This window comes from Amorphus coralli DSM 19760, assembly GCF_000374525.1.
GTDB lineage: Bacteria > Pseudomonadota > Alphaproteobacteria > Rhizobiales > Amorphaceae > Amorphus > Amorphus coralli.
The window spans coordinates 71,866-90,547 of the sequence record NZ_KB894574.1 but is presented as its reverse complement, the minus strand read 5'-3'; the positions used below and the strand labels follow the sequence as shown (position 1 = coordinate 90,547).

Genomic DNA, 18,682 nt, shown 5'->3' with positions numbered 1-18,682 from the left:
AGTTGGACGGACGGGGCGATCGGCAGGGGTCGCCCGTCGGGCGTTTGAGTAAGGAGGTCGCTTGCCGATGGTGCAGGCACGGGATGCCGAAGGCTTTCTCGGCCGGTCGATACCGCGCTTCGAGGATGCCGCCCTGCTGACAGGGCGCGGCCGCTATATCGACGATCTCGGCGCGCCTCCCGGCACGCTGCACGCGGCGATCGTGCGCTCGCCCCACGCCCATGCCGAGCTCGTCTCCATCGACGCGGACGCGGCCCGGGCGCTTCCCGGCGTCGCGGCTGTCCTGACCGGCGAGGAGATCGGCGCGCTGACCCGTTCCATGGTGGTCGGCGTCAAGGCGCCGGTGGAGTGCTGGCCCATTGCTCGCGACCGGGTCCGCTATGTCGGCGAGCCAGTCGCCATGGTCGTCGCCACCGACCGTTATGTCGCTGAGGACGCCGCCGACCTCGTCGACGTGCGCTACCGGACGCTGCCGGCAGTCGTCGACGTGCGCGCGGCGGTGGAGCCCGATGCCCCGGTGCTCCACGACGGGCTCGGCGGCAACGTCATCTCCGAGCGCTCCTTCCGTTACGGCGACCCCGAAGCGGCCTTCTCGGAAGCCCCGCACACCATCGGCATCGACGTCACCTATCCGCGCAACGCCTGCACGCCCATCGAGACCTACGGCGTCGTCGCCGAGTACGATCCGGGCGAGGGCACCTACGACGTGCTCGCCAACTTCCAGGGGCCGTTCTCCATCCATGCCGTGGTGGCGCGCTCGCTGGGTGTCGCCGGCAACAAGCTCAGGCTGCACACGCCGCGCGATTCCGGCGGCTCCTTTGGCATCAAGCAGGGCGTCTTTCCCTACATGATCCTGGTCGCGGCAGCGGCCCGCGCCACCGGCCGCCCGGTCAAGTGGGTGGAAGACCGGCTGGAGCATCTGACGGCGTCCGTCTCCGCCACCAACCGCGCCACCCGCATCGAGGCGGCGGTCGAAGACGACGGCACCATCACCGCGCTCTCCTGGGACCAGATCGAGGACTGCGGAGCGCACCTGAGGGCGCCGGAACCGGCCACCCTCTACCGGATGCACGGCAACATGACCGGGGCCTACGCGATCCGGAACGTCGCCATTCACAACCGCGTGGTGCTTACCAACAAGACGCCGACCGGGCTCAATCGCGGCTTCGGCGGGCCGCAGGTCTATTTCGCGCTGGAGCGGCTCGTCTTCGAGATCGCCCGCACCCTGAAGCTCGATCCGCTCGACGTGATCCGCCGCAATCTCGTGCCGTCCGGCGCCTTCCCCTACAAGACCGCCACCGGCGCGCTGCTCGATTCCGGCGACTACCCGGCGGCGCTGGAGGTGGCGGTTGCCGACGGCGGGCTCACCGAGCTGATCGCCAGGCGCGACGCCGCCCGTGCCGAGGGGCGCATCTACGGCATCGGCATGGCTGCCGTCGTCGAGCCGTCGGTCTCCAACATGGGCTACATCACCACGGTCCTGACGGCGGAAGAGCGCGCCAGGGCCGGTCCGAAGAACGGCGCCCAGGCGGTGGCCACCATCGGCCTCGACCCACTCGGCGGCGTCTCCGTCAAGGTGGCCTCGGTCCCCCAGGGCCAGGGCCACCGCACGGTGCTCGCCCAGATCGTCGCCGACGAGCTCGGCCTCGATCCGGCGGCAATCCGCGTCACGGCCGACGTCGACACCGCGCGCGATGCCTGGTCGATCGCCTCGGGCAACTATTCCAGCCGCTTCGCCCCGGCCGTGGCTGGCGCCACGAAGCTTGCCGTCGACCGGTTGAAGGAGAAGCTCAAGCGCGTCGCCGCCAGCCAGCTCAACGTCCAGCCCGACGACGTGACGTTCAAGGGCGGCAAGCTGGTGGCGAAGGCCAATCCGGAAAACGCCATCTCTTTCTCGCGCGTCGCTGCTGCGAGCCACTGGGCGCCGGCCACGCTCGCCGACGGCGTCGACCACACCATCCAGGAAACTGTGTTCTGGACGCCGGACGAGCTGGTCGCGCCCACCGCGGACGACGAGGTCAACTCCTCGCTCTGCCACGGCTTCATCTTCGACTATTGCGGCGTGGAGATCGATCGCGACACCGGCGAAGTGCGGATCGACCGCTACGTCACCATGCACGACTGCGGCCGGATCCTGCATCCGGCGATGGTCGACGGCCAGGTGACCGGCGGCTTCGTCCAGGCGCTGGGCGCGGCGCTCTACGAGGAATACGCTTACGCCGAGGACGGCAGCTTCCTCTCCGGCACGCTCGCCGATTATCTGATCCCGACCACGATGGAGGTGCCGGACCCGGTGATCCTCCACTTCGAGAGCCCGTCGCCGTTCACGCCGCTGGGTGCCAAGGGCGTCGGCGAGGGCAATTGCATGTCCACGCCGGTGTGCATCGCCAACGCGGTGGCCGACGCGCTGGGCATTTCCGACGTGACGCTGCCGCTGACGCCGTCGAAGATTTCCGAGCACCTCTACGCGCCGGAGCCGGAGCCGAAGGAACAGCCGAAGCCGGTGGCCGACGAGGGCGGCCGCAAGCTGCGCGGCGAGGGCGAGGCTGTGGTTGCCGCGCCGCGCCAGAAGATCTGGGACATGCTCCTCGATCCGGAGACGCTTAAGGCCGTGGTACCGGGCGCGCACAGTGTCGAGAAGGTGTCCGACACGCTGTTCCGCGCCGACGTGACGCTGGGTGTCGGACCGGTGAAGGGCCGCTACCGGGCCGAGATCGAGCTCTCCGATCTCGATCCGCCCGAGGCCGTGACGCTCTCCGGCGGCGCGGAAGGCGGGCTCGGCTTCGGCCGCGGCACCGGTCGCGTCACCCTGACCGAGCGGGGTCCCAACGAGACCCTCGTCGCCTACACCTACGAGGCCGAAATCGGCGGCAAGGTCGCCTCGGTCGGCGGACGCCTGCTCGACGGCGCGGCCCGCGTCGTCATCGGCCAGTTCTTCCAGGCGCTGGCCCGCCAGGCCGGCGGCGGCGGTTCAGGCGGCGGGGTCATGAGCCGGCTCAAGAGCCTGATCGGAGGCGGCAAATGAAACCGGCCCCGTTCGACTACCTGAAGGCGGACAGCCTTTCCGAGGCGGCCGAGGCGCTGGCCGAGGCGGGCGAGGACGGCCGCGTCATCGCCGGCGGCCAGTCGCTGATGCCGATGCTCAACATGCGGCTCGCCAAGCCCTCGCTGCTCGTCGACATCATGGGCGTGGACGAGCTCGGCCGCATTGCGGAAGAGAAGGACACGATCCGCATCGGCGCGGGGGTGCGCCAGGCGAAGCTGCAGGCGTGGGACGGCCTCTCGCGGCATCTGCCGCTCGTCGCCGCGGCGCTGCCGTGGGTCGGGCACGCGCAGACGCGCAGCCGCGGCACCGTCTGCGGCTCTGTCGCGCACGCCGATCCGAGCGCGGAGCTGCCGCTTGTCCTGACGGCGCTGAAGGGCGGCATCGTGCTCCGGGCGCGCAGGCGGACGCGGACCGTGTCGGCCTCCGACTTCTTCCTCGGCATGATGGCCACGGACCTGAAGCCCGGCGAGATGATCGAGAGCGTGTCCTTCCCGAAGGCCGCGCCATCGACCGGGTACGCCTTCCGGGAAATTGGCCGACGGCACGGAGATTTTGCCATCGTTGCCTGTGCTGCGGTGGTGGACGCCAGCGAGGCGCGCCTCGCGGTCGGCGGTGTCGCGGATCGCCCGATGGTCCGCACCCTGCCGCTGCCCGTCAGCGGCGATTTCGACGATGCGCTGAACGAGTTCGCCTGGGCACTCAACGCCCGTGACGACCTGCATGCGAGCGCGCGCTACCGCCGCGAGCTTGTCCGCCGGCTCGGCCGGCAGAGTCTTGAGGAGGCCGCCCGATGCCGCGCCTGACGTCCGGCCGCCGCCACACCGTCCGCTTCACCCTGAACGGCCGCCCCGTCTCCGGCGAGGCCGAGCCGCGGATGCTGCTCACAGACTTTTTGCGTCACGTCATCGGCGCGACCGGCACGCACGTGGGCTGTGAGCATGGCGTCTGCGGTGCCTGCACGGTCCGGATCGACGGGGCGCTGGCGCGCTCCTGCCTGACGCTCGCCGTCCAGGCCGAAGGCGCCGACGTGCGCACCGTGGAGGGCCTCGCCGGCGCCGACGACACGCTGTCGCCGCTGCAGGAGGCCTTCCGGCAGAATTTCGGCCTGCAGTGCGGTTTCTGTACGCCCGGCATCCTGATGTCGCTGGACGCGTTGCTGCAGGAGACGCCGGACGCCTCCGAGGAGGAGATCCGCGAGCATCTGTCCGGCCATCTGTGCCGCTGCACCGGCTACGGCCCGATCGTCCGCGCGGCGGTCGCGGCCGCAAGAAGCCTGAGGGAGGGAAGCCATGCTTGATCTGGGCCAGAGCTTCATCGCCAGCGTCGCGCGCGATCCGAACGCGCTCGCCATCGTCGATGGCGACGTGCGCCTGACCTATTCGCAGTGGTACGCGACGATTTCCGCGGTCGTGGCCCACTTCGACACGCTTGGCCTGAAGCCCGGCGATCACGTCGTGACGCTGCTGTCGAACCGCTACGAGGCGGCAACCCTGCACTGGGCCTGCCAGATCGCCGGGCTGATCATCACGCCGCTCAACTTCCGCGCCAAGGCCGACGAGATCGACTACGCCATCGAGGATGCCGAGGCGCGCGCGCTCTATATCGAGGACGCCTGGAGTGAGGCAGTCGCGGCGTCGGAGAAGGCGCAGACCCTCCCCATGCTGTCGGTGGACGGTGCGGACTTCCAGGCCACGCTTGCCGCCGATGCGCCGCTCGCCGATGCCCGCGTCGGCGCGGACGCCTGGTCGGTGATGCTCTACACCTCCGGGACCACTTCCAAGCCCAAAGGCGTGCCGCGCCGTCACCGGGCCGAGCGCGCCGGCGGCATCGCTCATGTCGCCCAGAACGTCTATGGCCACGGCGAATGCACGCTTGGCGTCATGCCGCTCTACCATACGATGGGCGTGCGCTCGCTCATCGCCATGTCGGTGATCGGCGGCACCTTCGTCTGCCTGCCGCGCTTCGACGCGGAGCGCGCGCTGGCGCTGATCGCCGAGGAGCGGATCACCAACCTCTATTTGGTGCCGACGCTTTACCACGACCTGGTCCACCACCCGCGCTTCGCCGAGTTCGATGTTTCCAGCGTGCGCAAGCTCGGCTTCGCCGGCGCCTCGATGACCGACGGGCTCCTGAAAAAGCTCGATGCCGCTTTCAAGCCGGACCTGTTCGTGAACCACTACGGATCGTCGGAAATCTACACCTTCACCGTCGATCAGAACGCCGTCGCCAAGCCGGGCTCTGCGGGGCGTGCCGGCATCAACCAGCAGATCCGCGTGGTGACGCTTGGTGCCCCGTCGCCCGATGACCTGGCCCCGACCGGCGAGGAGGGCGAGATCGTCGCGCTGCTCGCCGGCGACGAATCCTTCGAGGGCTACTGGAAGCGCCCCGACGCCGATGCCAAGGCGCTGCGTGATGGCTGGTACTTCACCGGCGACAGCGGCTACTTCGACGCCGACGGCAACCTGTTCGTGGTCGGCCGCGTCGACGACATGATCATCACCGGCGGCGAGAACGTCTCGCCCATTGAGGTGGAGAGCTGCCTGTCGCTGAACGACGCCGTCGCCGACGTCGCCGTTGTGGGCCTGCCCGACGAGCGCTGGGGCAAGATCGTCGCCGCCTTCGTCAAGCGCGCGAAACCCGTTGAGCAGAGCGACCTCGACGCCTGGTGCCGGGAGTCCGGCCTCGCCAATTTCAAGCGCCCCCGCAAGTACGTCTTCGTCGACGAACTGCCCAAGTCCCCGGTCGGCAAGCTCTTGCGCCGCAAGCTCGCCGCCGGCGAATACGAACCCGAATCCAGTCCGCCTACAAAGGAGCCTGCCGCATGACCAGTCCGACCGATCTCGGACTCGGAGACCTCGACGGTTTCCGCATCGACATCGACGCCGCGCGCGAGCGCGCCGACATCGTCCTCGACCGTCCGCCCTTCAATGTCGTCTCGATGCCGCAGCGTGACCAGCTGCGCAAGGCGTTCGAGGCGCTGGATGCGCTGGACGAGGTGCGGGTCATCGTGGTGCGCGCGGAAGGCGAGAACTTCTCCTCCGGCGGATACATCAAGGGCTTCATGGAAGCCTCGCCCGAAACCGTCTCCAAGCTGGCGGACAACATCGCCGCGCCGGCGCGCTGCGCCAAGCCGGTGATCGTGGCCAACCGCGGCTACTGCTTCGGCGTGGGCTTCGAGCTGTCGCTCGCCTGTGATTTCCGCATCGTATCGGAGACCTGCCAGTACGCGCTGCCGGAGCAGAAGCTCGGCCAGATCCCGGGCTCCGGCGGGTCCGCCCGCCTGCAGAAGATCGTCGGCATCACCCGCACCAAGAACATCGTCATGCGCTCGCGACGGATCTCCGCGCAGGAAGCCTATGACTGGGGTATCGCGTCGGAGATCGTGCCGGACGCCGAGCTGGAAGCGGCCACCGACGCCCTCGTCGACGAGTTGCGTACCTTCTCGCCGCTGGCCCAGCGCACCGCCAAGAAGCTCCTCAACGATACCGAGGACGCCAGCCTTTCCACCTCCATCGAACTGGAAGGCCACTGCTACAGCCGCCTGCGCCAATCCGACGACTTCAAGGAGGGCGTCGAGGCCTTCCACGAGAAGCGCAAGCCCGCCTTCAAGGGCAGCTGACACAGCCGCGATACGGGGCGGGACACGGCTCCCCCCCCCCCACCACCGGAACGAAGGGGATCAGGGTGACCGGCACCGATACCGCGGCCAGCGCCGCACGCGACATCACGCGCCGCAACGACCGCGCGTTCCACGACCTGCGCTCCTGGCTCACCCATCTGGCGGCGACCGACCGGCTGGCCATCGCGCAGCCCAATACCAAGCTCGCCTTCGAGATCGCCGGCATCGCCAATCGGCTCGATGGCGTGAAGGCGACGCTGTTTCCCGCCCCGGACGGCCATGCCGTTCCGGTCGTCTCCGGCCTCACCTCCAGCCGCGCCTGGATGGCGGAGTCCCTTGGCATCGAGGAGGCGGAGCTTCTGCCGCGCTTCCAGAACGCGGTGATCGAACCGCTCGCCTGGAAGGAGACGGCCGACGCGCCCTGCCAGGAGGTAGTTCACCGCGATCCCGACCTGACGAAGATCCTGCCGATCCCCACCCACAACGAGCATGATTCCGGCGCCTACATCACCGCCGGCCTCACCATCGCGCGCAATCCGCGCACCGGCGTGCAGAATGTCGCGATCCACCGGCTGCAGGTGTCCGGGCCGAACCGCCTCGGCGCGCTGCTGCTGCCGCGCCACACGCTGTCCTATTTCGATGCCGCGGCGGAAGCCGGGGATGATCTCGACGTGGCCATCGTGGTCGGCACCTGCCCGGCGTTGCTGCTGGCCTCCCAGGCGATCCTGCCGCTCGACCAGGACGAGATGGAGGTGGCCGGTGCGCTTCTCGGCAGCCCGGTCGACGTGGTGAAGTGCCTGTCGAGCGACGTGCGCGTGCCGGCCACGGCGGAGATCGTCATCGAGGGGAGGGTGCTTGCGAAGGAGCGCGCGCCGGAGGGGCCGTTCGGCGAGTTCCCGCAATATTACGGCCCGCGCGCCGATCGCCACGTGATCGAGGTCGACGTGGTGACCCACCGCAAGGACCCGATCTTCCACACCATCGTCGGCGGTGGCCTGGAGCATCTGATCCTCGGCGGCATTCCGCGCGAGGCGACGATCCTGTCTTCCATCCAGCGCAACGTGCCGACGGTCCGCGACGTCCACCTGCCGAAGGGCGGCACCTGCCGCTACCATCTCTATGTCCAGATGGAGAAGCGGTTCGAGGGCTCTGCCAAGAACGCCATCATGGCGGCCTTCGCGGCGCACTACGACATCAAGCACGTGGTGGTGGTCGACGAGGACGTGAACATCTTCGATCCGGATGAGGTGGAATGGGCGGTGGCGACCCGCTTTCAGGCCGACCGCGACCTGGTGGTCATCCCCCACGCCCAGGGCTCCAAGCTCGACCCGTCCACCGACGATGGGGTGGGTGCCAAGATGGGGCTCGACGCGACCAAGCCGCTGGACGCTGAGGAGATGACCTTCAAGCGCATCCGGGTGCCCGGCCAGGAGGAGATCGACCTCGACGCCGTGCTGGATCCCGGCGCGGATGTGGGCGCCTTCGTGAAGCTCGGGCAGGGGTAGGCGTAGGCCGTTCGCCGCTGGCAGCCCGGGCTCAGTCCCGCGCCGCGATCTCCTGGCGGATGGAGGCGCGCACCGGCTCCGGCTGGCGCTCGATCGCTGAGACCAGCCGCTTCAGCTCGCCGCGAAGTCCGTGCACCTGATCGATCAGCGACAGGATCACCGGGATCGCCTCGTCGCCCACCGCCATCTCGTCGGCGAGGTCGCAGACAAGCCGCACCCGCGCCACGTCGATCTCGGTGAAGGAGATGGCGGTCTCGCCGGTCGCCGGGACGATCCAGCCTTCCGCAACCCAGGCCCGGAGCCGTTCAACGGTCAGGGTACGGACTTCGGCGACGACCTGGTCCTCGGTGTACCTCATCGGCCCTCTCCCATGCCCTTGCGCGGGTCGTAGCGGTGGCTTTCGCGCCAGGTTTCCATGAAGGCGGCGAGCTCGTCGTCGATGGTCTCCGGCATCTTCACCTGAAGCCGCACGAGCTGGTCGCCGTGGCCGCCGCCGCGCGTCTTCACGCCCTTGCCGCGCAGACGCAGCGTCTGGCCGCCGCTGGCGCCCTTCGGGATGGTCATGCTCACCCGGCCGGTGGTGGTCGGCACCTCGACCTTCGCCCCCAGCACCGCCTCGTCGAGCGCGATGGGCAGGACCAGAACGATGTCGTCGCCCTCGCGGGTGAAGCGCGGATGCGGGCGAACGCTGACTTCCACGAAGGCGTCGCCGGCCGGTCCGCCGCCATAGCCCGGTCCGCCCTGGCCCTTCAGGCGGATCGTCTGACCGTCGCGCAGGCCTTCGGGAATGGCAATGTCCAGCGCCTTGCCGTCCGGCATGGTCACGCGCCGCGTGGCACCGGTCACGGCCTCCAGGAAATCGATCTCCAGGTGGTAGCGCACGTCCTGGCCGCGCATCCGGATGGTCTGGCCGTCCTGCTGTCCGCCGGGATGCCCTCCGGCGCGCGCCCGGGCGCCGAAGATCTCGGAGAAGAAGTCGGACATGTCGCCCATGTCCTCGTAACCGGCGGACGAGGCGTACGGGTGGCCCCCCGGCGCATCGGCATATTCACGGTAGTAGCGCGGATCCGGGCGCTCGGCGCCCGTGGCGTCGATCTCGCCGCGGTCGAAGCGGCCGCGTTTTTCGGTGTCGCCCAGAATGTCGTAGGCGGAGGCGATCTCGCTGAAACGCTCGGTGGCCGCCGCGTCGCCCGGGTTCAGGTCCGGATGATTGGCCTTGGCGAGCTTGCGATAGGCCTTGCGGATCTCGTCCTGGCTGGCGTCCCTGGCGACGCCAAGGATCTCGTAGGGGTTCTGGGCCACGGATCAGGCTTCCCGACTGTTGAGGCGCATCCGGGAGACGGCCCGGATCCCGCCTATGACTTAGGAGATCGCCGCCGCGTTCGTCCAGAGGAAGCCGCGGCGTGGGCGCGTGAAGGCGCCTATGCCGTCCGGCCGTGGAGCGACGCGCCGATGCCGGCCGCGGCGAGCCGGGCGGTGGCGTCGTCGGCCACGGCGCCGGAGCGGGTGATGAGATAGGCCCGGTCCGGCGCCCCGGTGACGGGATCGGCCGGCTCGATGGCGACAATCTTGGCGTGCGGAAGCGTCGCGGAGATCCGCGTGAGGATGTCGGGCCCGTAGACCCGCCAATGGCCATGCTTGTCCTCGCGCGCCCGGCCGTAGTGGCGGGTCGCCGGGATGCGGGCAGGATCGGGCACGGACAGGAACACGAACCCGTCGTCTTTCACCACCCTGTCGAGCTCGCGAAGCGCGGCCTCATCGTCCTCCACGTGTTCCAGAACATGGTTCACGACGACAATGTCCACCGCCGCGTCCGGCCGGTCGATCGCCTGCAGGTCGAGCTGGGTGTCGGTGCCGTATTCCGAGACGTCATGCGCCTTGAACCAGGTCGGCTCCACCACCGGGTCCGGGCTGAACTGCAGGACGGTCCGGTCTCCGAACCGGTCCGGGCCGAGCGCATCGAAGACCGTGCGATAGGCGCGGTGGCGTTCCAGCGAGCGGCAGCCGGTGCAGCGCGGCAGAGTGCCGTCCGGCGACAGCCTTCCGTTGGGACCGGTGGTGAACTCCGCTCCGCCGCAGATCGGACAGGTTGCGTTCATCGGCCGAGCCTGCGCGTCGGCGAGTGCGCGGCTTGCCTGCCGTTTGGCCGTCGGGTGGGATTGGATGCAGACCGATCTTTTCCCAATCTACCGGTTCCCTTTGACAATTGTTGCGTGCATAAATTGCGGGTTATTTTCCCAGCCTCACAGTGAAAAGGGCGGCTGGCGGGCCCGTCGATTGCCGGCGGCCGGGAAGTTTGGCCGGAACACAAGGCGGGTCGATAGCACAGATCGGCGGCTTTGCGAGATGCCGGGCCCAATCACGCGCATTCCGGGGAGCTTGGGGAGTGCGTCGATCAGAAGGACTGCGTCTACCCTCCGATGACACGCGTGTTTGGGCAGCAGAGCCGCCCGGCGGGACAACAGCCGGCAGCCACTGATACTGTCGCCGCGCTGGTCCGGCACATCTTCGATGCTGCCGGTGCAGGCGTCGCCGTATCGCTGGACGGGCGCGTCTGGAGGGGCGTTGCAGCCTACGACGAACACTGCGCCGACCAGGTCGAGCGGGCCTTTGTCTCCGGGCCGGGATCCGATACCGGTTCGCTCGTGTCCCTGTCGCCGGACGCCGACAGCGCGGGGCGCGCCACCTATGTGGCCAGCCGGGACGACGATTTCGGCGGATCGGCGGCCATCGTGACCGTGATCGTGGTCAGCGAGGATACCGGGCTCGCCGGACGCATCGCAGCCCTGTTCGACGACATTTCCGGTATCGCGCGGCAGATCGTCGAGTTCGCTCGCGAAACCGCCCAGGCGCGGCGCACCGACATGCTCATGTCGCGCATCGAGACCATGTCGAAAGCGGGTCGCTGGCACCTGGACCTGGGGACTCAGTCGCTGTCGTGGTCGGAGGAGGTCTTCCGCATCCACGGCATGAAGCCGGTGCCGACGATGTCGCTCGATCAGGCGCTGAAACCGTTCGCGGAGGAAACGCGGACCCTGGTGCGCAAGCAGTTCGACGATGCGGTGCGCTACGGTTCGGGCTTCACCTTCACCTATCCCATTCTCACCGACGCCGGAGAGCGCAAGGTCGTGCGGGTAATGGGCGAGGTGGAGCGCGACAACGGCCTGACCGTCGGACTGTTCGGCGTCCTGCAGGACGTGACGGAGCAGAAGGAGGCGGAGCGCCGGCTCTGGTGGACCGCCAACCACGATCCGCTGACCGGGCTGCCCAACCGGATGCTGTTCCAGGATCGGCTGTCACGCGCGCTGGAGCACGCCAAGCGCTTCGACGAGGAAATTGCCCTGGTCATCCTCGATGTCGACAACTTCAAGATGGTCAACGACGTCTATGGTCACGAGGCCGGCGACCGTCTCCTGAAGGAAATTTCGGACATCCTGCTCGACACGATCCGGACGACGGACTCCATCGCCCGGCTGGGTGGCGACGAGTTCGCGCTGATCCTCGGAGATCTGAAGACGTCGGGCGACATGCAGCCGCCGCTGGACCGGTTGAAACGCGCCACCGAGTTTGGCTTCGAGTATCGGGGCACGCGCATCCCCGTCCGCATGAGCCTCGGCGTGGCGCTCTATCCCGGTCACGGGCAGGGCGGCGACGAGCTCTACCGCAACGCCGACTTGGCGCTGTTCCGCACCAAGACCAACCCCGAGCGCCGTCTGACGGTCTATGAAAGCCGGTTCGGCCGCGAGTTGCAGGCCCGCGACGATCTCATGCGCCAGATCCGCGCGGCGCTGTCCATCGGAACCATCGTGCCCTTCTACCAGCCGCAGTTCGACCTGCAGACCGGCGCGATGGTCGGGGCCGAAGTGCTGGCGCGCTGGATCCGCGACGAGCAGGTGGTGGAGGCGGGGAGCTTCCTGCCGGCCATCGACGACTACGAGGTGGCGCCGATCATCGGAGCGCAGATCGCCCACCAGGTCGTTGCCCACATGGCCAGCTACAAGGCCGCCTTTGCCGATGCGGTCCCGTTCTCCATGAACGTCTCGCGCAGCCAGATCCGCAACCCGGAGTTCCTGAAGCTGCTGACCTGCCTGCTCGACAAGGACCAGGTCTCCTACAACGATTTCATTCTGGAGATCTCCGAGAACACCGTGACCGGTCGCGACAACAGCCATGTCGGCGACCGGCTGCGCGATCTCGCCGAGCGCGGGCTCAGCTTCTCCTTCGACGACTTCGGCGCTGGCTTCTCCTCGCTCATCCACATCGAGTCCTATTCGGTGCGCCAGGTGAAGATCGACCGGCAGCTTACCCAGGACGTCCACTTCGACTCCCACAAGCTGGCCATCGTCGACGGGATCCTGCGGATCTGCTCGTCGCTCAACATCGACGTTCTGGCGGAGTGCGTGGAACTGGAAGAGCAGGTGGCCGCGCTGAAGAAGCTCGGCATCCGCCACGCCCAGGGCAACTTCCTCGGCCGGCCGATGTCGTTTGACGAGTTCATGGCGCTCAACGGCGAGGTCGCCCGTCTGCACCTGCCCCATCTCCCCGACCTGCACTAGGTCGCGGGCTCATGGCCGAGAGGCACCGACCCGGAGCAGCAGGCCGAGGCAGGCCTGGCTGCGAGGCGCGGGTCGCCCCCGCGCATCGGTGGGCCGTGCTTTCAGTCGGTCCGGCGGGACGAGCCGGCCGGGAGGCGGGCGTCGAGGTCGGCGAGGCGCGCGCGAACGCTTTCCAGGTCCGATGTCATCGCCATCAGGTTCTGGGTGAGCCGCTGCTGCAGCTCGCGCGCCGTCTCGGGATACTCCGTCAGGATCCGCCGGAACTGGGACCGACCGAGAACGATGACCTCGCTCGGCTGCTCGGCCACCGCATGGACGCTCTGACGCCCCTCCAGAAGCAGCGCCAGTCCGTTGATGATCCCGCCGGGACCGACCATGCGGGCCCGGCCACCGGCCTCAACGTCCTGCGACACGGCCAGCGCGCCGGAGGCAACCACGCCTGCGCCGCTCGCCGTGGCGTTGGCGGAAAACAGCACGTCGCCCGGCTGGAGCCGTTTCGCTTCCCCGGAAAAGGCGAGCAGGCGCAACTGCTCCTCGGTCAATCCCGCGAGCAGCGGCGTCGTTCGCATCACCGCGATATCGCGGGATAGACTCATAGACCGTCAGCCTCGCCTGCGACGGGCTGGGGAACGAGCTTGTAGCCGCCACCTTCGGTCACCAGCAGCTCCGCGTTCGACGGATCGCGCTCTATCTTCTGGCGCAGCCGGTAGATGTGGGTTTCCAGCGTGTGGGTGGTGACACCGGAGTTGTAGCCCCAGACCTCGTGCAACAGCACGTCTCGCGTCACCGGCTTCTCGCCGGCGCGGTAGAGATATTTGAGGATTGAGGTTTCCTTCTCCGTCAGCCGCACCTTCGAGCCGCGCTCGTCGACGAGCAGCTTGGCGCTGGGGCGGAAGGAATAGCGGCCGATCGCGAAGGTGGCGTCCTCGCTCTGCTCGTACTGGCGCAGGTGGGCCCGGATCCGGGCCAGCAGCACGGCGAACTTGAACGGTTTGGTGACGTAGTCGTTGGCGCCCGCCTCCAGGCCGAGGATCGTGTCGGAATCGCCCTCCTGCGCGGTCAGCATGATCACCGGTGCCTTGAAGCCACCCTTGCGCAGGATCTTCACCGCCTCCCGCCCGTCGATGTCGGGCAGGCCGACATCCATCAGGACGAGGTCGGCGCGTTCTTCCTTGGCGGTTTCCATTCCCTTCGCCGCGGCGGGCGCCGTGAGAACCTGAAACTCCTCATAGAGCCCCAGTTGCTCGGCAAGCGCGTCGCGGAGGTCTTCGTCGTCATCGACGATGAGTATCTTGCGGGCGGTCATAAAACGTCCTCTGGTGACCTTCCGTGGCTCGCGAATCATCAAGAGACGCAAAAGCGTATGCAAGCCTTATTATCCCAAAGCTGGCGCCGCGTCGCCCGGCCGGCGGTGCCGGGGTGAGGCCCGTCGTCCCCGGATTGCGTTCCCGACGGCGCCGGTCGCCGCCTGCCGGCCCGATCGTGGTGCGCCCGCGCCCCGGCCACGCGGCCCAGGGGCTGGTCGCCTTCGACGGCCGGGTCGTCGCCTGCGCCCTGGGCAGGACCGGCATCACGGCCCTGAAGCGGGAGGGGGACTGGGCCACGCCGGTCGGCCGTTTTTCGCCGCTGGCCGTGCTGTTCAGAGCCGACCGGGTGGGACCGCCGTCAGGCGATTTGCCGCTCCGCGCCATCCGCGCCGACGACGGCTGGGCCGACGATGCGGGCTCGGCCCAGTATAATTGTCATGTCAGGCTGCCCTTCGCGCCTTCGCACGAAAGCTTGATCCGCGACGATCATCTCTATGACGTGGTCGTGATCACCGACCATAACCGTGCCCCGCGGATCCGTGGTTTCGGCAGCGCCGTCTTCCTGCATTGCGCCCGCGAGGGGCTTGCGCCGACGGCCGGTTGTGTGGCGCTGCCCCATGATGTGTGGCGGCGCCTTGGTCACCGGCTACTGATCGACCGGCCGGTGCTCGTTGCCACGTCGGGACGGCCGGTGCGGCGGACAAAGACAGCCCGCCCCTTTTTCCGGGGCCGCAGATCGGCCATATAGCGAGCAAACCCGAATATTCCGCGTGCGTGCGCGACGGGGTGACACCCTCGTCCGTGCGGCGGCCCATCAACCGGCGACCCGATGACCCTTTCGATCCCCTTCGTGAAGATGAACGGCCTGGGCAACGACATCGTCGTGCTCGACGGCCGCGCCGCGCCGACCGGGCTCGTGCCGGACGCCATCCGCCGTCTGTCGCCGCGCGAGGGCGGGATCGGCTTCGATCAGGTCGTGACGCTGGAGCCCGATCCCGAGGGCGCCGACGTCTTCATGCGCATCGCCAACGCCGACGGCGGCGAGGTGGAAGCCTGCGGCAACGCCGCGCGCTGCATCGCCGACCGGCTGCTCACCGAGAGCGGCGCCGCGGCGCTTTCCATCAACACGCTCGGTGGCCGGCTGCGCGCGCATCGCCGCGCCGATGGCATCATCGCCGTGGACATGGGCAAGGCGCGCTTCGGCTGGGCCGACATTCCGCTCGCTCGCGATGTCGGCGAGACCGATCGGGTCGGTGGTGTGGCGGCGGCCGAACAGGCGGGCATCGGCGCCGGCAGCGTCGTCAATGTCGGCAATCCGCACATCGTCTACTGGGTCGATGATCCGGCCTCCGTCGATCTGGGATGCGTGGGGCCGATGATCGAGCATGATCCGCTGTTTCCCCGGCGCATCAACGTGACGCTCGCCCGCGTCGTCGACAGGGGGCGGGTCGATATCCGCGTGTGGGAGCGCGGAGCCGGCATGACCCGCGCCTGCGGCACCGCCGCCTGCGCCACCGGCGTGCTGGCGCTCAGGACCGGACGCACGGGACCGCACGTCACCATCGGCCTGCCGGGCGGCGACATCGAGATCGCGGTATCCGATGACGGAACCATCGTCATGGCCGGTGCCGTCGCCGTCGACTTCACCGGGTTTCTGGACCCGACAGCCGGCACCTTCACGGTCGACGGCGCGGCGGCGGCCGGCGTGGCGGGTTGACTCTTCAGCCGCCCGCGCCGAGACCAGATCCTCGCATTCTCGAAGACCAGCCAGCCCGCGAAAGTTTCGCCCGTGACCGTCGCCGACCTTGAGACCGAGACGACCGAGAGCGCCGCGCGGCCCCCTGCCGCGTCCGGCGTTGATGTCGTGACGCTCGGCTGCCGGCTCAACACGCTGGAATCGGAGATGATCCGCCGCGAGGCGGAGGCGGCCGGCCATTCCGACCTCGTCGTGGTCAACACCTGCGCGGTCACCAACGAGGCCGTGCGCCAGGCGCGCCAGACGGTGCGCCGGCTCCGTCGCGAGCGCCCGGGCGCGAAGATCGTCGTCACCGGCTGCGCCGCCCAGACCGAGCCGAAGACTTTCGCCGACATTGATGCCGTCGATCTCGTTCTCGGCAACGATGCCAAGACCGAGCCCGACACCTGGGCCGATCTCGCCCGCTTCGGCATCGGCGAAGGCGAGCGGGTCCGCGTCAACGACATCATGAGCGTGCGCGAGACGGCCGGACATCTGGTCGATGGTCTTGATGGCCGGGCCCGCGCCTTCGTCCAGGTCCAGAACGGCTGCGACCATCGCTGCACCTTCTGCATCATCCCCTACGGCCGCGGCAACGCGCGCTCGGTGCCCATGGGGCTGGTCGTCGACCAGATCCGCCGGCTCGTCGACAACGGCTACCGCGAAGTGGTGCTGACCGGCGTCGACCTGACCAGCTACGGACCGGACCTGCCGGGCACGCCCAAGCTCGGCGATCTGGTCCAGCGCATTCTCACGCTGGTTCCCGATCTCGCTCGGCTGCGCCTCTCCTCCATCGATTCCATCGAGGTCGATCCGGCGCTGATGGAAGCGATCGAGGGCGAGCCGCGCCTGCTGGCCCATTTCCATCTCTCTCTGCAGGCCGGCGACGACATGATCCTGAAGCGCATGAAGCGCCGGCACCTGCGCGACGAAGCGATCCGTTTCTGCGCCGATGTCCGGGCGCTGCGGCCGGACGTGGTGTTCGGGGCCGACCTGATCGCCGGCTTCCCGACCGAGACCGAGGCGATGTTCGCCAACACGCTGGCGCTCGTCGCCGATTGCGGCCTGACCCATCTCCACGTCTTCCCGTTCTCGCCGCGCCCCGGCACCCCGGCCGCCCGCATGCCGCAGCTCGACCGCGCCACCATCAAGGATCGCGCGGCACGGCTGCGGGCAGAGGGCGACCGCGCCTTCGCCGCGCACCTGGCGTCCGAGATCGGCCGGGTCCGCCAGGTCCTGATCGAGCGCGAGGGCCTGGGGCGGACGGAAGGCTTCACGCCGGTCTCGGTGGCCGGTCCGGCCGGATCGGTGGTGACCACGCGTATTCTTGGCGCCGATGCCGGCCGGCTGGTCGGTGAACCGGTTTCGGAGGCGGCATGAGTGACGGCCAGAAAAGCGGCCAGAAGGGTGGCATGTGGCGGCGCCTGTTCGGCGGCCGCGCGGCGGAGGAGCAGGCTCCGGAGATCCCGGAGACGGAGGCCCCCGGGACTGAAGCCGTCGGCGCCGAGGCGCCCAACGCCGACAGCCCTGTTGCCGGCGAGGTCGTTGCGCCTGTCGAGACCACGGACGCGCCTGCTGCAGACGAGCGCGCACCCGACGTGCCCGCCATGGACACTCCGGCCGATGCGCCTTCCGAGACGCCGGTTGCCGACGTTGCCGACGAGGCGGCCTGGCCCGAGGATGCCGGTAGCGACGACGCGCAGCGGCCCGTCTCGGACGAGGTGCCCGACCACGCGGCACCGGCTTTGCCTGCGGAGACATCGGCTGAAGAACCCGCATCCGGGCCGGAGTCCGGAGCCGCCCCCGAGACGGAACCGGATGATGCCCTGACGGCGAAGCCGGAAACCCGGCAGGGCTTCTTCCGCCGGCTGCTGAGCGGTCTCGACCGCACGTCGAGCTCGCTGACGGAGGGCGTTACTGGCCTCTTCACCAAGCGCAAGCTCGATGCGGAGACGTTGCAGGACCTGGAAGACGTGCTGATCCAGGCCGATCTCGGCGTGGAGACGGCGATGGCGGTGACCGACCGCCTGTCCGACACCCGCTACCAGAAGGGCATCGAGGCGGACGCGCTGCGCCAGGTGCTGGCCGAAGAGGTCTCCAACGTGCTGGAGCCCGTCGAGGCGCCGTTCGCCGTCGATGCCTCGAAGAAACCGTTCGTGGTGCTTGTGGTCGGCGTCAACGGGACCGGCAAGACCACCACCATCGGCAAGATCGCCGCCAAGCTCCGGCGCGAGGGCAAGTCCGTCATGCTCGCCGCCGGCGACACCTTCCGTGCCGCCGCCGTCGAGCAGCTGAAGATCTGGGGCGAGCGCACGAAGAGCCCGGTCGTCGCCCGGCCCACGGGCAGCGACGCCTCCGGCCTTGTCTTCGACGCCATGGAAGAGGCGGCCGCCACCTCCGCCGACGTGCTGATGATCGACACCGCCGGCCGGCTGCAGAACCGGGCGGAGCTGATGGCGGAGCTGGAAAAGGTCGTCCGCGTCATCCGTAAGAAGACGCCGGACGCGCCGCACGCCGTGCTTCTGGTGCTCGACGCCACCACCGGCCAGAATGCGCTGAATCAGGTGGAGATCTTCGGCAAGGCCGTCGGCGTCACCGGGCTCGTCATGACCAAGCTCGACGGCACGGCGCGTGGCGGCATCCTCGTGGCCATTGCGGCGCGCCACAAGGTTCCGGTCCATTTCGTCGGCGTCGGCGAGGGGATCGACGATCTCGCACCCTTCTCCGCCCGCGACTTTGCCGCCGCCATCGCCGGCCTGAAGGACGGGGTCTGAAGCGTTTCCAGGAAAAGTGGACACCGGTTTCCGTCCGAGCAATCCCAGCAAAAGTGCTCTTGCGGTTTTGCGTCCGGGATTGCGGCTCAAAGAATCCCCTCACGCCGAATTCGCTTTGCTCACCGGCTCCGGGTGGGCGG

At 68.8% G+C, this 18,682-nt stretch carries 16 protein-coding genes; 11 read left to right on the top strand and 5 right to left on the bottom strand.

Annotation, left to right across the window (positions count from 1 at the left end):
* The first annotated feature begins 67 nt into the window (after nt 1-67).
* From C507_RS0113480 to C507_RS0113455, 6 genes are all read left to right on the top strand, one after another.
* Nucleotides 68-3,025 carry a xanthine dehydrogenase family protein molybdopterin-binding subunit gene (locus tag C507_RS0113480; protein WP_018700234.1) on the top strand — a complete coding sequence of 986 codons (2,958 nt, stop codon included), beginning with the start codon at nt 68-70 and terminating at the stop codon, nt 3,023-3,025.
* On the top strand, nt 3,022-3,849 hold the full coding sequence (locus C507_RS0113475) for an FAD binding domain-containing protein (protein ID WP_018700233.1): 828 nt from the start codon (nt 3,022-3,024) through the stop codon (nt 3,847-3,849). The genes C507_RS0113480 and C507_RS0113475 overlap by 4 nt, the downstream gene beginning before the upstream one ends.
* Complete coding sequence (locus tag C507_RS0113470; protein WP_018700232.1) at nt 3,837-4,343, top strand: (2Fe-2S)-binding protein; 507 nt, start codon at nt 3,837-3,839, stop codon at nt 4,341-4,343. Before C507_RS0113475 ends, C507_RS0113470 begins: the two co-directional genes overlap by 13 nt.
* Nucleotides 4,336-5,871 carry an AMP-binding protein gene (locus C507_RS0113465; RefSeq protein WP_018700231.1) on the top strand — a complete coding sequence of 512 codons (1,536 nt, stop codon included), beginning with the start codon at nt 4,336-4,338 and terminating at the stop codon, nt 5,869-5,871. The genes C507_RS0113470 and C507_RS0113465 overlap by 8 nt, the downstream gene beginning before the upstream one ends.
* Nucleotides 5,868-6,665 carry an enoyl-CoA hydratase/isomerase family protein gene (locus tag C507_RS0113460; RefSeq protein WP_018700230.1) on the top strand — a complete coding sequence of 266 codons (798 nt, stop codon included), beginning with the start codon at nt 5,868-5,870 and terminating at the stop codon, nt 6,663-6,665. Before C507_RS0113465 ends, C507_RS0113460 begins: the two co-directional genes overlap by 4 nt.
* Nucleotides 6,666-6,730: 65 nt before the next feature.
* The gene (locus C507_RS0113455) at nt 6,731-8,170 is read left to right on the top strand and encodes a UbiD family decarboxylase (protein ID WP_018700229.1); all 1,440 of its coding nucleotides are present in this window, start codon (nt 6,731-6,733) and stop codon (nt 8,168-8,170) included.
* Nucleotides 8,171-8,201: 31 nt separating this feature from the next.
* Here C507_RS0113455 and C507_RS0113450 read toward each other — a convergent pair whose 3' ends face one another.
* The 3 genes from C507_RS0113450 to C507_RS0113440 all read right to left on the bottom strand — a co-directional run bounded on the left by C507_RS0113450 (nt 8,202) and on the right by C507_RS0113440 (nt 10,269).
* A complete protein-coding gene (locus tag C507_RS0113450) occupies nt 8,202-8,528 on the bottom strand; it encodes a chaperone modulator CbpM (RefSeq protein WP_018700228.1) in 327 nt (108 codons plus the stop codon).
* The gene (locus C507_RS0113445; RefSeq protein WP_018700227.1) at nt 8,525-9,472 is read right to left on the bottom strand and encodes a DnaJ C-terminal domain-containing protein; all 948 of its coding nucleotides are present in this window, start codon (nt 9,470-9,472) and stop codon (nt 8,525-8,527) included. Before C507_RS0113445 ends, C507_RS0113450 begins: the two co-directional genes overlap by 4 nt.
* Nucleotides 9,473-9,591: 119 nt before the next feature.
* Nucleotides 9,592-10,269: a class I SAM-dependent methyltransferase gene (locus C507_RS0113440; RefSeq protein ID WP_018700226.1), complete on the bottom strand. Its 678-nt coding sequence runs from the start codon at nt 10,267-10,269 to the stop codon at nt 9,592-9,594.
* A gap of 321 nt (nt 10,270-10,590) precedes the next feature.
* Between C507_RS0113440 and C507_RS0113435 the strand changes: the two genes are divergently transcribed.
* A complete protein-coding gene (locus C507_RS0113435; protein WP_018700225.1) occupies nt 10,591-12,726 on the top strand; it encodes a putative bifunctional diguanylate cyclase/phosphodiesterase in 2,136 nt (711 codons plus the stop codon).
* 101 nt (nt 12,727-12,827) lie between these two features.
* Here C507_RS0113435 and C507_RS0113430 read toward each other — a convergent pair whose 3' ends face one another.
* On the bottom strand, nt 12,828-13,322 hold the full coding sequence (locus C507_RS0113430) for a Crp/Fnr family transcriptional regulator (RefSeq protein ID WP_026319079.1): 495 nt from the start codon (nt 13,320-13,322) through the stop codon (nt 12,828-12,830).
* Nucleotides 13,319-14,032, bottom strand: a complete 714-nt coding sequence (locus C507_RS0113425) for a response regulator transcription factor (protein WP_018700223.1) — start codon at nt 14,030-14,032, stop codon at nt 13,319-13,321. The genes C507_RS0113430 and C507_RS0113425 overlap by 4 nt, the downstream gene beginning before the upstream one ends.
* A 176-nt stretch (nt 14,033-14,208) precedes the next feature.
* On the opposite strand from C507_RS0113425, the gene C507_RS21340 reads away from it, so the two are divergent.
* The 4 genes from C507_RS21340 to ftsY all read left to right on the top strand — a co-directional run bounded on the left by C507_RS21340 (nt 14,209) and on the right by ftsY (nt 18,542).
* The gene (locus C507_RS21340; RefSeq protein ID WP_018700222.1) at nt 14,209-14,781 is read left to right on the top strand and encodes a L,D-transpeptidase family protein; all 573 of its coding nucleotides are present in this window, start codon (nt 14,209-14,211) and stop codon (nt 14,779-14,781) included.
* Nucleotides 14,782-14,862: 81 nt separating this feature from the next.
* Nucleotides 14,863-15,750: a diaminopimelate epimerase gene (dapF, locus tag C507_RS0113415; RefSeq protein WP_018700221.1), complete on the top strand. Its 888-nt coding sequence runs from the start codon at nt 14,863-14,865 to the stop codon at nt 15,748-15,750.
* 72 nt (nt 15,751-15,822) lie between these two features.
* Nucleotides 15,823-17,148 (top strand): tRNA (N(6)-L-threonylcarbamoyladenosine(37)-C(2))-methylthiotransferase MtaB, encoded by a 1,326-nt coding sequence (gene mtaB, locus C507_RS0113410; RefSeq protein ID WP_018700220.1) that lies wholly within the window; start codon nt 15,823-15,825, stop codon nt 17,146-17,148.
* Nucleotides 17,145-18,542 (top strand): signal recognition particle-docking protein FtsY, encoded by a 1,398-nt coding sequence (ftsY, locus tag C507_RS0113405; RefSeq protein ID WP_018700219.1) that lies wholly within the window; start codon nt 17,145-17,147, stop codon nt 18,540-18,542. Before mtaB ends, ftsY begins: the two co-directional genes overlap by 4 nt.
* The last annotated feature ends 140 nt before the right edge of the window (nt 18,543-18,682 follow it).